This is a genomic window from Sphingobium sp. OAS761 (assembly GCF_024168485.1).
Taxonomy (GTDB): Bacteria; Pseudomonadota; Alphaproteobacteria; order Sphingomonadales; family Sphingomonadaceae; genus Sphingobium.
The window spans coordinates 136,139-152,084 of the sequence record NZ_JALJVY010000006.1 but is presented as its reverse complement, the minus strand read 5'-3'; the positions used below and the strand labels follow the sequence as shown (position 1 = coordinate 152,084).

14 protein-coding genes are annotated in these 15,946 nt (G+C 62.0%); 8 read left to right on the top strand and 6 right to left on the bottom strand.

All coding sequences use genetic code 11. The features are described from left to right. Window positions 1-52: 52 nt before the first annotated feature. Window positions 53-847 (bottom strand): hypothetical protein, encoded by a 795-nt coding sequence (locus tag J3E64_RS09875; protein ID WP_253342578.1) that lies wholly within the window; start codon window positions 845-847, stop codon window positions 53-55. A 126-nt stretch (window positions 848-973) separates the two neighbouring features. Then, a complete protein-coding gene (locus tag J3E64_RS09870) occupies window positions 974-1,885 on the bottom strand; it encodes an NAD-dependent epimerase/dehydratase family protein (RefSeq protein WP_253342577.1) in 912 nt (303 codons plus the stop codon). 327 nt (window positions 1,886-2,212) lie between these two features. On the opposite strand from J3E64_RS09870, the gene J3E64_RS09865 reads away from it, so the two are divergent. Together J3E64_RS09865 and J3E64_RS09860 are read left to right on the top strand one after the other, a co-directional pair. Next, window positions 2,213-2,665, top strand: a complete 453-nt coding sequence (locus J3E64_RS09865; RefSeq protein ID WP_253342576.1) for a hypothetical protein — start codon at window positions 2,213-2,215, stop codon at window positions 2,663-2,665. A 51-nt stretch (window positions 2,666-2,716) separates the two neighbouring features. Further along, window positions 2,717-3,406 carry a TetR/AcrR family transcriptional regulator gene (locus tag J3E64_RS09860; protein ID WP_253342575.1) on the top strand — a complete coding sequence of 230 codons (690 nt, stop codon included), beginning with the start codon at window positions 2,717-2,719 and terminating at the stop codon, window positions 3,404-3,406. Between the two features lie 199 nt (window positions 3,407-3,605). Here the strand turns inward: J3E64_RS09860 and J3E64_RS09855 are convergent, their stop codons facing one another. After that, window positions 3,606-5,957, bottom strand: a complete 2,352-nt coding sequence (locus tag J3E64_RS09855) for a TonB-dependent receptor (protein WP_253342574.1) — start codon at window positions 5,955-5,957, stop codon at window positions 3,606-3,608. Between the two features lie 251 nt (window positions 5,958-6,208). Between J3E64_RS09855 and J3E64_RS09850 the strand changes: the two genes are divergently transcribed. The 4 genes from J3E64_RS09850 to J3E64_RS09835 all read left to right on the top strand — a co-directional run bounded on the left by J3E64_RS09850 (window position 6,209) and on the right by J3E64_RS09835 (window position 11,051). Then, window positions 6,209-7,633: an NAD(P)-dependent oxidoreductase gene (locus tag J3E64_RS09850; RefSeq protein WP_253342573.1), complete on the top strand. Its 1,425-nt coding sequence runs from the start codon at window positions 6,209-6,211 to the stop codon at window positions 7,631-7,633. 38 nt (window positions 7,634-7,671) lie between these two features. Next, the gene (locus J3E64_RS09845) at window positions 7,672-9,621 is read left to right on the top strand and encodes a cellulase family glycosylhydrolase (RefSeq protein WP_253342572.1); all 1,950 of its coding nucleotides are present in this window, start codon (window positions 7,672-7,674) and stop codon (window positions 9,619-9,621) included. A gap of 81 nt (window positions 9,622-9,702) precedes the next feature. Then, window positions 9,703-10,614, top strand: a complete 912-nt coding sequence (locus J3E64_RS09840) for a sterol desaturase family protein (protein ID WP_253342571.1) — start codon at window positions 9,703-9,705, stop codon at window positions 10,612-10,614. Beyond that, a complete protein-coding gene (locus tag J3E64_RS09835; RefSeq protein WP_253342570.1) occupies window positions 10,611-11,051 on the top strand; it encodes a hypothetical protein in 441 nt (146 codons plus the stop codon). Before J3E64_RS09840 ends, J3E64_RS09835 begins: the two co-directional genes overlap by 4 nt. 20 nt (window positions 11,052-11,071) lie before the next feature. Here the strand turns inward: J3E64_RS09835 and J3E64_RS09830 are convergent, their stop codons facing one another. From J3E64_RS09830 to J3E64_RS09820, 3 genes are all read right to left on the bottom strand, one after another. After that, window positions 11,072-12,130 (bottom strand): alpha/beta hydrolase, encoded by a 1,059-nt coding sequence (locus J3E64_RS09830; protein ID WP_253342569.1) that lies wholly within the window; start codon window positions 12,128-12,130, stop codon window positions 11,072-11,074. 14 nt (window positions 12,131-12,144) lie between these two features. Beyond that, window positions 12,145-12,342, bottom strand: a complete 198-nt coding sequence (locus J3E64_RS09825; RefSeq protein ID WP_301287231.1) for a family 1 glycosylhydrolase — start codon at window positions 12,340-12,342, stop codon at window positions 12,145-12,147. A gap of 148 nt (window positions 12,343-12,490) precedes the next feature. Next, window positions 12,491-14,707 (bottom strand): beta-glucosidase, encoded by a 2,217-nt coding sequence (locus tag J3E64_RS09820; RefSeq protein ID WP_253342567.1) that lies wholly within the window; start codon window positions 14,705-14,707, stop codon window positions 12,491-12,493. Between the two features lie 144 nt (window positions 14,708-14,851). Between J3E64_RS09820 and J3E64_RS09815 the strand changes: the two genes are divergently transcribed. Beyond that, window positions 14,852-15,502 (top strand): TetR/AcrR family transcriptional regulator, encoded by a 651-nt coding sequence (locus J3E64_RS09815; protein WP_253342566.1) that lies wholly within the window; start codon window positions 14,852-14,854, stop codon window positions 15,500-15,502. Window positions 15,503-15,566: 64 nt separating this feature from the next. Then, window positions 15,567-15,887 (top strand): hypothetical protein, encoded by a 321-nt coding sequence (locus J3E64_RS09810; RefSeq protein WP_253342565.1) that lies wholly within the window; start codon window positions 15,567-15,569, stop codon window positions 15,885-15,887. Window positions 15,888-15,946: the final 59 nt, after the last annotated feature.

The following is a 15,946-nucleotide window of genomic DNA, read 5'->3' as shown; positions in this document are numbered from 1 at the left end:
GTAAAAAGAAGGGGGCGGAAACGCCCCCTTTTTCGTGCCTGGCCTGATCCGGTCAAAGCTGATCGGTATAACTGTCCGTGCCCGGAATTGTCGGAATGAAGGGCGACGCGATGGCGATCAAGCCGATGCCGGCGTCCTCGATTGCCTTGGCGAGCGGCACATATTTCTCTTCCCAGACCGATTTGGGATCCTCGATCGAGAAACTCACGAGCACGGCGCGATCCTTCTCCTCCACCGGCACGTCCTTCGGGCTCGTCGGATCCAGGGGGAGGGGCGACCCGCTCAGCGCAACGTCGCCGGGCAGGTCTCGCGCCTTCAGAAACGCCACGAGGTCATCGCCGGTCTTCCCCGGATTGAGATCGATGATGAAGGCAGCAAGGCCGCCATAGGCGCGGTCGAGCGCCAGTTCGATCGGCATGCTGCTGCCCGGGGCGTTATATTCCGCATCATAATTGTAGAAGCTGGTGTGGATATGATCCCGCTCCTTGAACATGCGGCCGGTCGAGTGCAGCACGTTTACCTGCTTTACCGCCCAGGCGTCCCAGTCCTGATGATGCTCGTCCAATATCCAGTAAAGCGCGAGATAGGATCCCTTGGAAAGGTCCATGCTGCCGGATCCGAAGCGCTTGGCCTTTTCGGCCTTGGTCGCGACGTAGCGACCGCCCGAAACGGTATATTCGCCGATCATGCAGCCGCTGTAGAAATGATCACGCTCGTACCAGCGATTATAGGCGACGGCATGGCCGGGCCTGGGCTCCACCATCGTGAACAGAAGCGATCCCAGTCGGATGGGACGATCGGCGCGCGCGATGTCGGCCTTGCTGAACAGCTCTTCGCTCGTTTGCATGGAACTCTCCTGAATTTGCAGCGACGGTTGCCGCTGTCTAGCTGATGCGAAGGGCAATGAACCGGGTCGGCAACGGGCGTCAAAGCCGCACGCGTTTCGTTCCGGGTCGGCGGAACAGCCCCCGGTTCAGCCGTCCATCCCGGCCATCCGCCGATAGGCCGGATGGCCGACGTCGGCGAGGATGTCGAGGTGGCGAGGGCGCCAGCCCAGTTCGCGCCGGGTGCGGGGACTGCGAGAGCGGCTGGAAATGGCCATGCCTATCAGCGTTTCGAACTTGCCCCAGCGGCGTACACCCTCGGCGAAATCGACGCTGCGCGCCGTCATGCCCAGATCTCTTGCCACGGCTTGTGCAAGGCCGCGATTGTTGAGCTCACCTGCTACGGCATGGTAGAGCGCCCCGCCGCTGCCCTTTTCCAGCGCCAGCCGGTAAACGTCCGCCAAATCCTCGACATGAACATTGGAATAGAGATTGAGTCCCGCGCCCAGGTAGGCGACGTCGCCGCTGCGTCCGGCATCGGTGTAGAACATCCGCAAATGGCCGCATCCGCCATTGCCCCATATCATCGGTGGGCGGACAACCATTGCGCGCGTGGCGCCTGATGACCCGCTCTGGCGGATCATGGTTTCCGTCACGAGGCGAAAGCCGATATATTTGGACGGCGTGAACGGTTCGTCCTCTGCGAAACTGTCCTCGCTCCAGTCGCCGTCGGTGCGCTGGGAAAGAAGGCCCGTGCCGCTGGTGAAAACGAATCCGTGATCGCGCCCTTCGACGCCGGTCAACACCGCACGGACGGTGTCATATTCCTCCTGCAACATCAGCTGGGCGGCATAGATGGTCGCATCGTGGCCGCGCATCAGGTCGACGATAGCGGCCGGGTCCGACAGATCGCCCCGCGCCACGGTGGCACCCGCGTCGATTACCTTTGTGTCGCGGGACGAGTCCCGGCTCAATCCGCTGACGCTATGTCCGGCTGCTATCAGGTTGGCCACAATGTGAGAACCGAGATAACCCGTCGCTCCGATAACCAGAATGTGCATGAAGATCCTCCGATGCCGAAGAGAGGGAAGGTATGTCCGGCGTCAACCGAACGGATCTTCCTTCCATAGCCGTGGAACCCGATTGCCGGATCCTGCATGTGAAGTGGCGGCAGTGACACTTTACCCGGGGGCAAAGTGTCACGCCCGACAAAATACCGTTTCCGGTCGATATCGGCATATAGGGGATTCACATCGTCTCTGCTTTGTGCTTGATTCAATCCCGTTATGTTTCATCGCCAGGTCAGTCGTAACAATAGGTCCACGCACAATCGGGCGACGTTGCTGGTCTGTCTCGCTGAACATTGCACCCGTCCGCGCTATGCTTATATGTTGTTGAGCTTGCTGGCGGATATCGCCCGGCCGGATGGCAGCGCCGGGCCATGGATAGCGCGCGACGACGGGCTCATTTCCCTTCGCGACTGGCTGTGCGAGGCTCTGAGCCCCATGGCCGATCGCGATGCACGGCGCAAGGCACTGGCCGTCCGGGCGATGCGTGATCTTGCAGCGAATGGGGAATGGCCCAAGGACCCTGTCGCCGCGGCGACCCGTCTGGAAGAAGAGGTAAGGACGCGGATTTTGTCTTCGGGCAAGACGAATGTCAGCCGAACCGTGTCGGAACTCGTGCGTGCCGGGCTGCTTAAGCGCCATTATCAGGGCTACAGGGTCGATCATGAAAATCGCGGTGCGCGGCGGCAGGCGGTTTACACTCTGGCCGGCACGGCGCGCTGCCTTCTTGCCGCTATTCCTCCAGCCGCACCGGCTCAGATGCGCTTGCTCTGACGAGTGCGGCAACGACTGGACGTTTCAAACGCAAAAGTCCATGATGCCTTGATGCACGGGACAAGCGAAACCATCCAATTGGAAGAGAGGACGACGGCAGCCGATAGTTCGATCCGGCGACGGGTCGGGCGGCCCAGTGCGCGGGAAGCCGAACGCAAGCATGAGGCGATGCTGGAAGCGGCGCTCGAGGAATTTTCCAGCCACGGATTCCATGGTGCTTCCGTTCGTGCCATCGCCGAACGGGCCGGATTGTCGACGCGCACGCTCTACAATCGCTACACCGACAAGGCGGCCCTGTTTGCTGCCTGTCTCGAAATGTCAGCGCTTCAGGATGTCTGGGAACCGCAAGAGCGCTGCGCGGCCCTGCAGGAACAGCTCATCGATTTTTCCATCCATATGCAGGGGCGACTGAATCAGGATCGGCAGGTTCGTCTCGCGCGCGTGATTTTCCGCGAATGTACCAGCTTTCCGCAACTTGAGGCGATTTCCCGCTACCAATTCGATCGATTCCAATTGGCCCCGGTTCGGCAGATTCTGGAAGCGCATGGATTTGACGCCGCGCAAGCCAAGGAACTCGGGACGACCTATGTCGCGATGGTGTTTCAGAAATGGCAAAACCGCGTCATTTATGGCGAGAGACCGATGACGAAAGCAGCGATCCGGCGCCAGGCGGAAGTCGCGACGGCCCTGTTCCTTCGGGGCGCCGGTGAGATGCGCGGAGATGAAAACGGCCGGAATTGATCGCGATGTGGAGCGGTTAGGGACGAAAGCCGATATTGTTCATTTGGGGAAACACCTTACCTCCAGCCTGTCGTCCAGTAAGGAAACGGGATGAAATGGTGGACCCTGGCAGGGAATGCCAGTTCGCTGGCCCAGCCAAAAGAAATGTCCCGCCCGCGCAAGCGCGAACGGGACACCCTTCAATCACCGATGACTGATTTTACCAGTTATACTTCAGCGTCAGGCCAAATTCGCGGGGCGGATTGAGGACGGCCGTATGATAGCCGGAATCGAGGGGTATGCCCGCGCGACCGGTCGGCTGGAAGGTTATGAAATCCAGTTCGCTGGTTCCACTCTGCACGGTGCCTTGCGATGCTGCGAGCACGCGGGTCTGATTGAGCAGATTCTTGGCGAATGCCGATATCTCCCAACGCTGGCTCGCATCGCGGACACCGATAAACAGGTCGACCTTGGTATAAGCGCGATAGCGATAATCATCGTCCAGCGAATAGAAGCCGGGGCGATAATTCACCAGGCCGCGAACGAAGGGCTCGACCGATCCCGTGGGAATGCGCAGTTCGCCATTGGCGGACAGCGAGAATTTGGGAGTCCGGCTGATCCGGTCGTTTCGTGTGCAGAAGGAGACTTGTTTTCCGGGCTGGACGCTCGGTGTCCCGTTGGCATCCGGAATGCCGTCGCCGTTAAAGTCGTTGCAGGGAATCGATGCATTATCCCAATGCGCATCGGTATAGGACGCGTTGACCCCGAAATTGGCGTAGTCGGACGGACGCACTTCCAGTTGCATCTCGACACCCTTGGAGATTGCGTCCCCGGCGAACGGCAACGGCGTACCCGTGGAGTCGATGATGCCATCCATATCGGCATCGGTGGTAACCCCCCCTGCGTAGGAGATGTAGTTTTTGAACTTCTGGTAGAATGCGGCGAGATTCAGCGAAACCTTCCGGTCCAACAGGAAGGTTTTGACGCCGACCTCGAAACCGTCCGATGTTTCATCCGGCGTGACCAGAAGATTGGCGTCGAGCGGCACCGAGACGCCCACCGCGAAGACGCCCTGGCGATAGGAATGCCCGTAATTGCCGTAAATGGTCAGGTCCGGGGTCGCTTCCCAGCTGATATTCGCGCCGCCTGTGAGCGCCTTCTTGTGCAGGTTCGAGACGGTGGGCGGGGAGGGCAGGACCAGATCCAGGTCCGGCAGGGTAACGACGACGACCTGCTCGCGGTTGATGTCCGCCCATGTTTGGCGCAGGCCGCCCGTCACGGTCAGCCCGTCCGTCAGTTCATAACCGAGCGTACCGGCAAGACCGTAGGTATCCGATGCGATACCGATGCCGACATCGGCGATGATCGGGAAGGCGGAACTCGCGGGGAGCGGTCCGACATATTGCAGGGAGTACAGCTGATCCTGATTTTGCAGCACAGATACGTTATTCTTCTGATGCGTATAGTTGCCGCTGATTGCCCAAAAGAGCCGGCTTCCCGCGCTCGATTGCAGGCGCAGTTCTGCGTTCGACACCTGATATGCGGTCGTGAGTCTCTGGTCCAAGACATAATCGGGGACCGCGTTGCCCTTATCCAGGTCGGAATGCTGCGTCAGCAGCGTGTCCTGATAGCCTCCGTTGAAAATGATTTCAGCTGCGCCGAGATCATATTTTGCGTTCAGCGTGACGAAATCCGTGCGGTTCTGGAAACGCTCGATGCCTTCGGTCACCGACGTCCGGTCCTTGATGCTCAGCGCCGGCCCGCTACGTTCGGGACTGAGAGGGCTGGGCTGATTGCCCGGTCCGAACACCGCCACGAACGAACGATTATCTGCGTTCAGATGCTGGTAGGTCAGATTTGCGGTCAGGCCAGCGCCCGAATCATAGGCAAGGCTGATGCGGCCGCTCATCGTCTTGCTGGACGGGCGGCGCCCGTCGATATTGCGGACCGAATTGAGGTCATTTTCGTCGTAAAGCAGTGCGGCGCGCAGCGCCAGCTTGTCGGTGACCAGCGGCAGATTGGCCGCGCCCTGTACGTTCACGGCATGACGATTGCTGGCAGTTGCCTGCATGTAGCCGGTAAAATCGTTCAGATCGGGCTTCTGTGCGCCAATCAGGATCGCGCCTGCCGGCGAGGTCCGGCCACGGAAAAGACCCTGCGGACCGCGCAGCACCTCGATCTGGCCGATGTCGTAGATGGCCGTGAACATCGTCTGGGCGTCGGTCGGAATTTCATTGAAGAACAGGTCGACCGCAGGTGCCGAACCGGAATCCGGGTCGAAGGTGATGCCGCGCAGGGTTGCGACGTTTGAACGGCCCGAATTGTTGGTCAGTTCAAGGCCGGGTGCGAGATTTTGCACCTCCTTGACATCGAAGATATTCAGGTTGCGGATGTCCTGGGCGGTCACGACGTCGACGGCGGCCGGAGTGTCCTGCAGCGATTTTTCCTGCCGGGTCGCCGTAACCACGATCTCCGCGATGCCACCTGATTCGGCCGTCTGTGCCTGTGCCGCAGTGGCCATCGCCAATGTGGATGTGCCCAGCAGGGCGAAAAGAGAGCGGCGCAAAATCATTAAAGTCCTCCCCATCATGGATGTCCGGTATTCCATCCGGCTATCGAAACATGAGCCGAGGATTAGCGGGAAGCCATGAGTCTGGCAACGCTAACATGATCGAAAACGAGCACCTTGCGTCATTCTCGGGGTAAAAAATGATCATTTCATGGCAGATGTTGCAGGATTGCATCAGTGGGGCATTGCAGGTTGACGATTGATATTGGAACGTAAGCGTGCGATTATAGCTCAATGTGGGGAGGACGACCTGAATGATGGACAGTCGAAAACTTGTGTTCCTGACCGGCGCCACCGGCAATATGGGGCGCGAAGCTGTTCGGCGGATCGCAGCCCAGCAAGATCGCCTTCGTCTACGCGTTCTGATTCGCCCCGAGGAGCGCGATCACCCGGTGGTGCGGACAATCGTTCGCGAGCGGTTGGCGGAGGTTCAATGGGGCGACCTTGCCGATGCGGCCTCCATCGAGGCCGGGGTTAAAGGTGCTGATATCGTTCTGCACGTAGGTGGATTGGTGTCGCCGCTGGCAGACCGGTTACCGGCTGACGTCGTGACGCGTGTCAACGTCGGCGGTGCGCGCAACATCGTTAACGCGATCCATGCCGTGGGCGATCCCCGCAGGACGCGTCTCGTCTACATCGGCACCGTGGCCGAAACCGGTAGTCGCAACGCGCCGATCCATTGGGGGCGAACGGGCGATCCGATCAAGATCAGCCAATATGATCACTATGCCGTCACCAAGACCCAGGCCGAAGCGATCGTTGCGCAAAGCGGCATCGATCACTGGGTGTCCCTCCGGCAGAGCGGGATGGCCCATTTCGACATGTGGAAGATCAACGATCCGATCATGTTTCATAACCCGCTGAACGGTGTCTTCGAATGGTCGACCGCCAATGACAGCGGCCGCCTGATGGCCGGGGTCTGTGCGGACGACGTACCGGAGGCGTTCTGGCGGGGGTTTTACAATATCGGTGGCGGGGCTGCCTCGCGCGTGGTCAACCATGAATTCATGGCTGCGCAAATCGCCAATTATCACAAGATATTGAAGCCGCACTGGTTTGCGACGCGCAATTTCCATGGGCAATGGTATGCCGATTCCGACAGGCTTGAGGCGTTGATACCCTATCGCGAGCAGTCGATCGGCGACTATTTCGATCAGGCCCCTCGCCACATGCCCTTTCTCGTCCGTGCCATTCCCAAGGTCGTGCCTGGCCTGGTTTACAAGCAGATCGAAATGATGGCGAAAGGGCCCGGCGGGTCCCTCCACTGGTTCGATACCAATGACGAGGCGCACATCCGCGCCTATTTCGGATCGCGCGCGGCCTGGGAAGCAATTCCGCGTGATTGGAAGGATTTTGCGCTCGAGCAGCCGTCGCGCGAGCCGACGCTGCTCGACCTTGGCTATGACGAGACGCGCGCGCCCGATGACTGGCGGCTGGACGATCTGCGAGCCGCGGCCGAATTTCGGGGTGCTCGGTGCGAGGCTGCGGTGTTCGAAGGTCCCGACGTCCCCGTTGGCTGGGTATCGGCGGCGGGCCATCGTTTCGAAATGACGCCGCGGCTTTACCTTCAGGGCGGCCATTGGTGCCCCGACACCATGATCCAGCCTGAGACCTACGATGCCGAGGCAGCGCGCAATCCGTTTTTCGCGCAGGTGTGGACGGAAGAAAAGACGAACTGACGGCAAGCCGCCAACCGCCAACCGAAGGAGAGAGACAAATGAGCGCGATGCTGAAGGTGAGTTGCGCCATTCTGGCATGGACTTTGGCGCTTCCGGTTCAGGCGGAACCCGCCCGCATCGCGCAGCAGGGGCGCTGGTTCGTCGACCCGGATGGACGGGCCATCCTTATTCACGGTGGAAATGTCAGCTTGCCGGGCAATGCCGCAAATGGCGGCGCGCAAACGCAGTGGAGCGATGCGACGCCCGCGCGCATGGCTGAACAAGGCTTCAATGGCGTCCGTCTGGCGATTTACCTGTCGGGTCTGATGCCGGAACCCGGCGTCATTGACGACGCTTATCTCGACCGGATCGCGGCGGCTGTCACGGCCTATAAGGATGCCGGCATCCACGTCCTCATCGATTTTCATCAGGATGAATATGGCGCCCTGGTCGGGGTGCGCGGCATGCCCGACTGGGCCGTGCTCAACGACGGGCTGTCGCGCAAGCCGGGCGTGGAATTTCCCATGGGCTATTTCATCGATCCGGCTGTCCAGAAGGCATTTGATGGTTTCTGGGCCAACCGCCTGGTGCCGGGCACGGACAAGGGCGTGCAGGATTTCTATATTGAAGGACTGGTCGCGGTAGCCCGTCGTTTCCGCGACGAACCGGCGGTGATCGGTATCGACGTGATGAACGAGCCGGCGACCGGGTCCCGTTGCGCCAAGCCGGATCCGGTAGCGTCCAACTGCCCGGAGCTGCAGGACGAACTGCTGCGCCCCTTTTATGAAAAGGCCAGCAGCGCGATCGCGGGTGCCGCGCCGCGCATGATGGTGTTCGTGGAACCCTTCATGCTGCAAGGGGCACTGGGCGTACCCGCGATCGACACGCCGATCGTCGCGCCGCAGGGACGAAGGGCATTGTCCTTCCATAATTACGGACCAATCAAGGCCACGCGCGACACGGTGAACGACGGCGCGATAGCTCATGTCGAGCGGGTCGGGGCGGCGATCCTGAACACGGAATGGGGATTTTCGAACGACCCGGCGGAGGTGGACGGCCAGGCGGATGATTTCGATGCGCGGCATATATCCTGGCTCGCCTGGACGCGTGGCGCGTTCGAGTCTCTGGTAGATCCCGCGCTGCCCGATGAGGGTAACGGCAATCGCCTCGCCATGCTGCGCGCCTATGCCCGGCCTTATCCTCAGGCGACCGCCGGCACGCCCGACGCGCTGACATATGATCAGCAGACCGGTCATATGCGCTATACCTGGTCGGCGCGATTGCCGGACGGGCGGCGCGCCGGGGCGGCGCTGCTGACCGAAGTCCGTATTCCGGCCGCCGCCTTTCCCGATGGCTATCGCGCGCGTGTGACCGGGGGAAGGGTCATATCCCCGCCCGATGCCGCCACTCTGACCGTTCGCAACGCAGCGGGCGCCGACAACATATCTCTGACGATCGAGCGCAAAGGGGATTTACCGCTCTTGCCGCCTTCGCCGGCCCAGGACGATAAGGTGCAAACGGCGATCGTCGATCTTCCGCCCGTGCCCGATGCGCCTCTTACGCACCGGTCGCTGATCGGCCACATCGTTGCGACGCCCGGCGGCAAGGCGGTTCTGGACCGGATGGTGCCTGGCCTGCTTCAGGGGATGAGCCATATCCATGGCTGGGAGCGCCTGACTCTGGACGGAATCAGGCAGTTTGCCCCGGGGATGCTGACCGAGGCAAAGCTTGCGGAAATAGATGGCGCGCTCGCGGGAGTGAAGGTGATACCGGGGCCGGTGCGCGCGGCGAATGGCCAGCATTACAGTCTCGATTCCTTGACCAGCGACCTGCTGGCCGACCCGCGAAGCCGGGCGATCCTCGACCGGGAGGTTCCGGCGCTCGCGGAGTCTCCGAACAAGGGGCTGTTTCCCCAAACGCGACTCCGCAACCTTCAGCCGATGATGCCGGACATCCTGACCGACACCGTCCTGCGCCGGATCGACCGGGCCCTTGCAGCTTTGCCCTGATCGGGCAGGTCTTGGCACGGGCAGGCGATCGGCATAAGCTGATTGTCAAATAACCGCTTGGCGATGGGACCGGGGGAGGGGATGATGGACGAAGCGTTCGTCGGCGATCTGGTGCATGTCATTCAGATATTCGGGTTCGGCGGCGGCATTTTGTTGCTGTTCTGCGTCATTGCCGAGTCCTTCCTGCGCTGGCGGGAGGGCGAACGGCCGTTCAGCCGCGAAATGATCCACAACTACCTATTTTTCCCCCTCGGTCCGCTGATGGAGGGCATATTCGCCAATGCCTTGCTGATCGCCGGCCTCACCGCCGCCTGGCACCTCACGCCTCTGCGGGTGCCGGTAAGTTGGTGGACCTTGCCGCTCTATTTCCTCGCCGGCGAACTGGCCTTCTACCTCTTCCATCGCGCGGGCCATGAAATGCGGATTTTCTGGGCGGATCATTCGATCCATCACAGCGCCGAACATTATGACTTCACCGTCAACCTGCGTCATACACCTTTCGCCACCGTCTACAGGCTGATCACATGGACGCCGCTCGCGCTGCTCGGCTTTCATCCGGTTGCGTTGGTGATCATGGCGATCAATATTCCGGCCTTTCAGACCTTCTGCCACACGCGGCGCATCGGACGGTTGGCGCCATGGTTCGAATGGCTGTTCGTGACACCCTGCAACCATGCGGTGCATCATGCCTGCAACAGGCTGTATATCGACCGCAATTATGGCGGCCTCCTCATGTTGTGGGACCATGTGTTCGGCACCTATCAGCGGCTTGAGAATAGCGAACCTCCGGTGTTCGGCATCACGCGCCAGCCGCGTTCGGCAAACCCTGTCCGTGTCCTTGCCCATGAGTTCCGCTACCTGGCGCGCGACGTTGCCGCGGCGCCGACCCTGCGCGCCAAGATGCATGTGCTGGCCGGCCCGCCAGGCAAGACCTTCCAGGCACCCGCGCGGCCCGATCCGCTGGTGCTCGATCGCGGATCGGACGCGATATGAACATGCCGCAGGCGGGCGTCGACCCGCTCTTCCTCCTGCCCGGCGCGATGCTGCTGCCACTGGCGGCGACCCTGCGTCAGAGCTGGCCCGGGGCAGCACGGTGCCGCGGTGTATTGGCCGGTGTGATAGCCGGTGCGGGCTGGTTGCTGCCGCTGATCTTCATCGTGCCGGCTTGTGTTGGCCTGATGGTGACAGGTGCCCTGTCGCCACTGCCGCAGATTGCCTATGCCGACATGAGCGGCAGCCATGGACGGGCCATGGGTCTGGCCGCAGCGGTTGCGGTCGTCATCGCCGACCTGTGGCTGCTTCTTACCCCTGCGATGGTCCTGTTGCGCCACGCACCCGAAGCCCAGGCGGCGCATCTGCGCGCCGCTGTCCCGCTCAACGTAGCGCTAGGCGGCCTTTTTCTGACCGCCGTCCTGGTGCTGCGCGGCTGAAGCGGACCTGCGCCGGCCCGTCACCCGCCCGGTTTGAGCACGCGAGCAAGCGCGGCTTCCAGCGCGGCGTTGAACTGTTGCGAGACGGCGGCTCGCGGCACGGCGCGCTGAAAACCGTGGAAGGCGCCAGGTATCACCAGCAATTCGGTGGGCACCCCGGCATCGACCAGCCGCCTGGCGAATTCGATATCCTCGTTGGCGAACAGGTCGATGGAACCCACGCCGATAAAAGTGGGCGGCAGACCTGTCAGATCCTTTTCCCGCGCCGGAACGGCGCCGCGCGGTTCGTCGGACCGGCCGGGCTTGCGGCCCAGCAAGGCCTGCCAGCCCGCACGATTCGACTCCGCGGTCCAGATCAGGCGCCCGGCATGGGGAGGAACGGTGCGGGCGGACCCGGTCCGGTCGTCCAGCATCGGATATACCAGCGCCTGGAAGGCGATGGGGACCTCCTTGCGCGCCCGTGCGGCAATGGTCAGCATCGCCGCATGTCCACCACCGGCGCTCTCGCCCATCACCACCAGCCGAGCGGGATCGACGCCAAGTTCCCCGGCATGCGCGTGCAGCCATTTCAGCGCGGCATAATTGTCTTCCAGTGCGCCGGGAAAGGGGGTGGCGGGTGCCAGCCGATACTGGACGCTGACAATCAGGCAATCGAGCCGACGGGCGAGAGGCAGGAGTTCGCGCAGATCGTCGCGGGCGTCGCCGGCGACGAAGCCGCCGCCATGAATATAGAGGATGGCGCCCCGCGGCGGCGTCAGCGCTGCGCTGCGGTTGACGATATAGAGGGTGACCGGTGGCGCCTTGCCCATGCCGGGCACTTCAACCTCGCTGACGCCATCGGGCGGGCGAGCCGGGCGGGACGGTTTGAAGGACCGTTCCAGCCGTTGCGCATTCAGCAGGATGCGCGCCATCGGGCGCAATTCGGAATTGACGGTCGCCAATATGGCCTGATCGTCCGGCACAGAAACGGGGGCAGCCCCCATCAGGAATATCGCCGCGCACATGGCGAGAACCGGCCGACGGTGCTTTCTGGCAGGTCTGTAATGCCGCAGGCGGGAAATATCCGATAGTCGAAGCATGTCTCGTTCCTTACTCACATGGCCATCCGGTTCGCGCGGGCAATCCGGCCGAGATGTCGGGCGCTCGGCTTCGGCGTCCGGACCTGGGTGGTCCTGTCTACCGCCACCAGTCCGAAGGTCGGGCGATAGCCCAGCATCCATTCGAGATCATCGAAAAGCGACCAGTGCAGATAGCCGCGCACATCAATGCCGTCGGCGGTGCATGCCGCCAGCGCGGTGCGCCGCCGTAGCGGCGCCCCGAAGGAAGCCGCAGGATGGCCGGATCGATTTCAGCGCTCGTCCGGATGCGGGCAGAGCGGTCAGCGTCGTTGCCGCGAACGTCGATCCGATCAGTGCGCGTGGCGAAAACGCCGGCATGCTTCAGGGCCTTCGCGATACACGCGCCAGTTTTGCGGTGTCGCTGAGTGCCGCATCGACCGCGGACGTACCCACTTCTACCCGGACCGTTCCGGCTGGAACGATCCAGCGTTGCGTCTTTACGTCGAAGTCCGCCAGAACGCGCGGATCGGCCGTAACGCTGACCTGCGCGCTTTCGCCAGGCTTGAGATCCGGGCGGCCCCAACCGATCAACCGCTTGGCCTTGCCCGGCCGCACCACATAAACCTGCGGGACGTCGACGCCTGCACGATCGCCGGTATTTGTCACGGTAAAGCGGACGGTGAGCGTCTTTCCGCCCGAAACCTTAAGGTCGCCATAGCGAAACTGCGTGTAGCTGAGGCCATAGCCGAAGGGATAAAGGGGTTTCACCGCTTTCCGATCGAACCAGCGATAACCCGCGTCGGACCCTTCAGGATAACGGATTTCAAATGGCTTCGTGCCGGCTTGCAACCCATAGACCGCGCGCGTTTCCTTGTCTGCGGGCGGCGCGTCCGATCCCGGCAGCACCGGATTGGGAAGCTGGTCGACGGCGGCGGGGAAGGTCACCGGCAAATGGCCGGAGGGATTGACCGCGCCGGTCAGCACGCGCGCGATTGCCGCTCCGCCGCGCTGGCCGCCATACCATGCCGACAGGATGGCGGGAACCTTGTCGTGCCATGGCATCAACACCGGGTTGCCGGTTTCCAGAACAACGACCGTGCGGGGATTGGCATCGGCCACTGCATCGATCAGCGCATCCTGGCCTTCGCCCAAGGCCAGGTCGGGCTGGTCGGCGGCTTCGGTCGCATATTTTTCGGCAAAGACGATCACGATGTCGGCCTTCGCCGCTGCATCGCGCGTCGCGGCAACATCCTTGCCGTCGAGGAAGCTTATGGCGGCCTGTGGCAATGCCGCCCTCAACGCGTCGAGCGGTGCAGTGCCGCCATAGCCGCGCTTCGCAAATCCTGCGGCGACGCCGCTTTCTGCGCCTCTGGTCACACGCTTCAGGCCGCCGACCGGATGCACCTGGCTTGACCCGCCGCCGCCGGGCACGCCGATATCGGCATTGCCGCCAACCAGCAATATCGACTTCGCGTTCGCGGCGAGCGGCAGGATTTTTCCCTCGTTCCGCAACAGGACAATGCCCTGTTCCGCCGCCTGCTGGGCGATGTCGCCATGGGCGTCATAATCGATCGCCTGTCCCGGAACGATGGGATTGTCTGCCACGCCATGGGCGTAAATGCTCCGCAAGACTCTTTTTGCAGCGGTGTCGATGGCCGTCGCCGGCACCTCTCCTTTCTCGACCGCTTGCGCCAGCATGGTCGAGAAGTACGGCTTGCTGTCGATCTGTTCGCCCGATTGCTGGTCCAGGCCCGCCAATATGGCCTTGGTCGAGTGCACGGCGCCCCAGTCGGACATGACGAAGCCCTTATAGCCCCAGTCACGGCGAAGTACGTCGTTCAAAAGGAAGGCATGTTCGCAGGCATGCACGCCGCCGACCCGGTTATAGGCGCACATCACCGATCCGGGGTCGCCGCGTTCGATACCGATTTGAAATGCGAGCAGGTCGCTTTCGCGCATCGCGGCCTCATCCATTTCCACCGTGGCGACATTCCGTCCGGTTTCCTGGTCGTTCAGGGCGAAATGCTTGATGGTCGCAATGATATTGTTGGATTGCACACCTGCGATCTGCGCCCCCGCGAGGCTGCCCGCGAGCAAAGGGTCCTCGCCCAGATATTCGAAATTCCGGCCGGCACGCGGATCGCGCACCAGATTGACGCCGCCCACCAGCATGACGTTGAAGCCCTTGGCACGGGCCTCCGCTCCGATCATCCGGCCGCCCGCCTCGGCGACGGCCGGGTTCCAGGTGGACGCGAGGGACAGGCCGGAAGGCAGGGCCGTGGCGACGTCGCCCTTCCGCATTTCCATCAGGTTGGAGACGCCGAGGCTGGCATCGGTTTCCACCAGCATCGGGACTCCCAGCCTTTCGATCCCCTCGATGAAACCGGCCCCCAACGGCACGCCTTGCGGACGCTTGGCGGGCGCAAGCAGCGCGGGCATGGGACCGTGCAGCAGTTTCAGCTTCTCTTCGGCCGTCATGCGCGACACTATGTCGCGCGCCCGCTGGTCGGGCGACGGATTGGCTTCGCCGGCCAGCGCCGAGGTTGCGCTCGCGCCCGACAGAAGAAGCAGGAATATATGACGCTTATGTCCGCTCATCGCGAAATCCTCTCGATGCAGCGCCGTGGCTTGACCCGCGGCGTTCAGCCAAGAGATAAGGCGATAAATGTCCGGCGTCAATAATCGAACGGAAGCGATCGAATATTGACGCCGGATCGGCGATGTGATCCAGCAGGTAACCCGATGACGAAAAGCAGTGCCCTTCCCACTTTCACGCCTCGCCGGGGACGTCCCAATGCAGCGCAGACGGCTGCGATCGAGCAAACCATCCTGGCCACTGCCCGCGCGATGTTTTTCGAGGAGGGATATGACACGGTGACGATGGAAAATGTCGCCGCCCGCGCGGGCGTGTCGAAAGGTACGCTCTACGCCCGCTACCCCTCCAAGGAAGCGCTGTTCACCGCGATCGTCGATGAAAATGTCCATGCCTGGGCGCGTGAGGCATCGCAGCGGGACCATTTGCTGACCGACGATATCGGCGATCGGCTGCGGCACCATGGGCACACCATCGCAAAGTCGCTGACCCGTCCGGATGTTCAGGCGTTTCAGCGTCTGGTGTTTGCCAATGCCGAGCGCTTTCCCGAACTGGCACGTGCGATGCACGATATCGGCTATCTTCACATCGTCGGCTTGATCGCCGCCGACATTGCGGCCGCCGCGCAACGCGATGGTCGGGCTGCCAAGGCCCCCGACGAGATAGCGCGCATGTTCGTATCTACCCTGATCGGCCGTTATGTTCAGGAGGGGACTGTACGCGCCATAGACGATGACGATTGGCCGGTCATCGTCGAAAGGATCGTCGCATTGTTCCTTGCAGGCCGGGACGCGTGGTGACACTTGAAATTAGAACGATAACGTGCGATATAGGCGTGCATAGTCAATTGGAGGATCCTGTAATATGCGCTTGTACCTGATCGCCGCGGCTGCACTGGTTGCGGCACCTGCTTTTGCCCAGACCGATGCGAAACAGCCGGCCCCCGTTGATCATTCGGCCCATGCAGCGCCGAAATATTCTACCGAAGATACCCCTCTGGGTGACTTGCTGGACAATCCGGCCGCCAAGGCGATCATCGAAAAGCACATCCCCGGGATGACCACCAACGACCAGGTGGACATGGCCCGCGGCATGACGCTGAAGGGTATCCAGGCCTATGCGCCCGACGATGTTACGGACGAACGGCTGGCAGCCATCGATGCGGAACTCGCTGCGTTGAAATAAGCCATGGCGGCACCGCCTCTCCCGAAAAGGCCGGAGAGTGCGGTGCCGTTGCGCGGCGG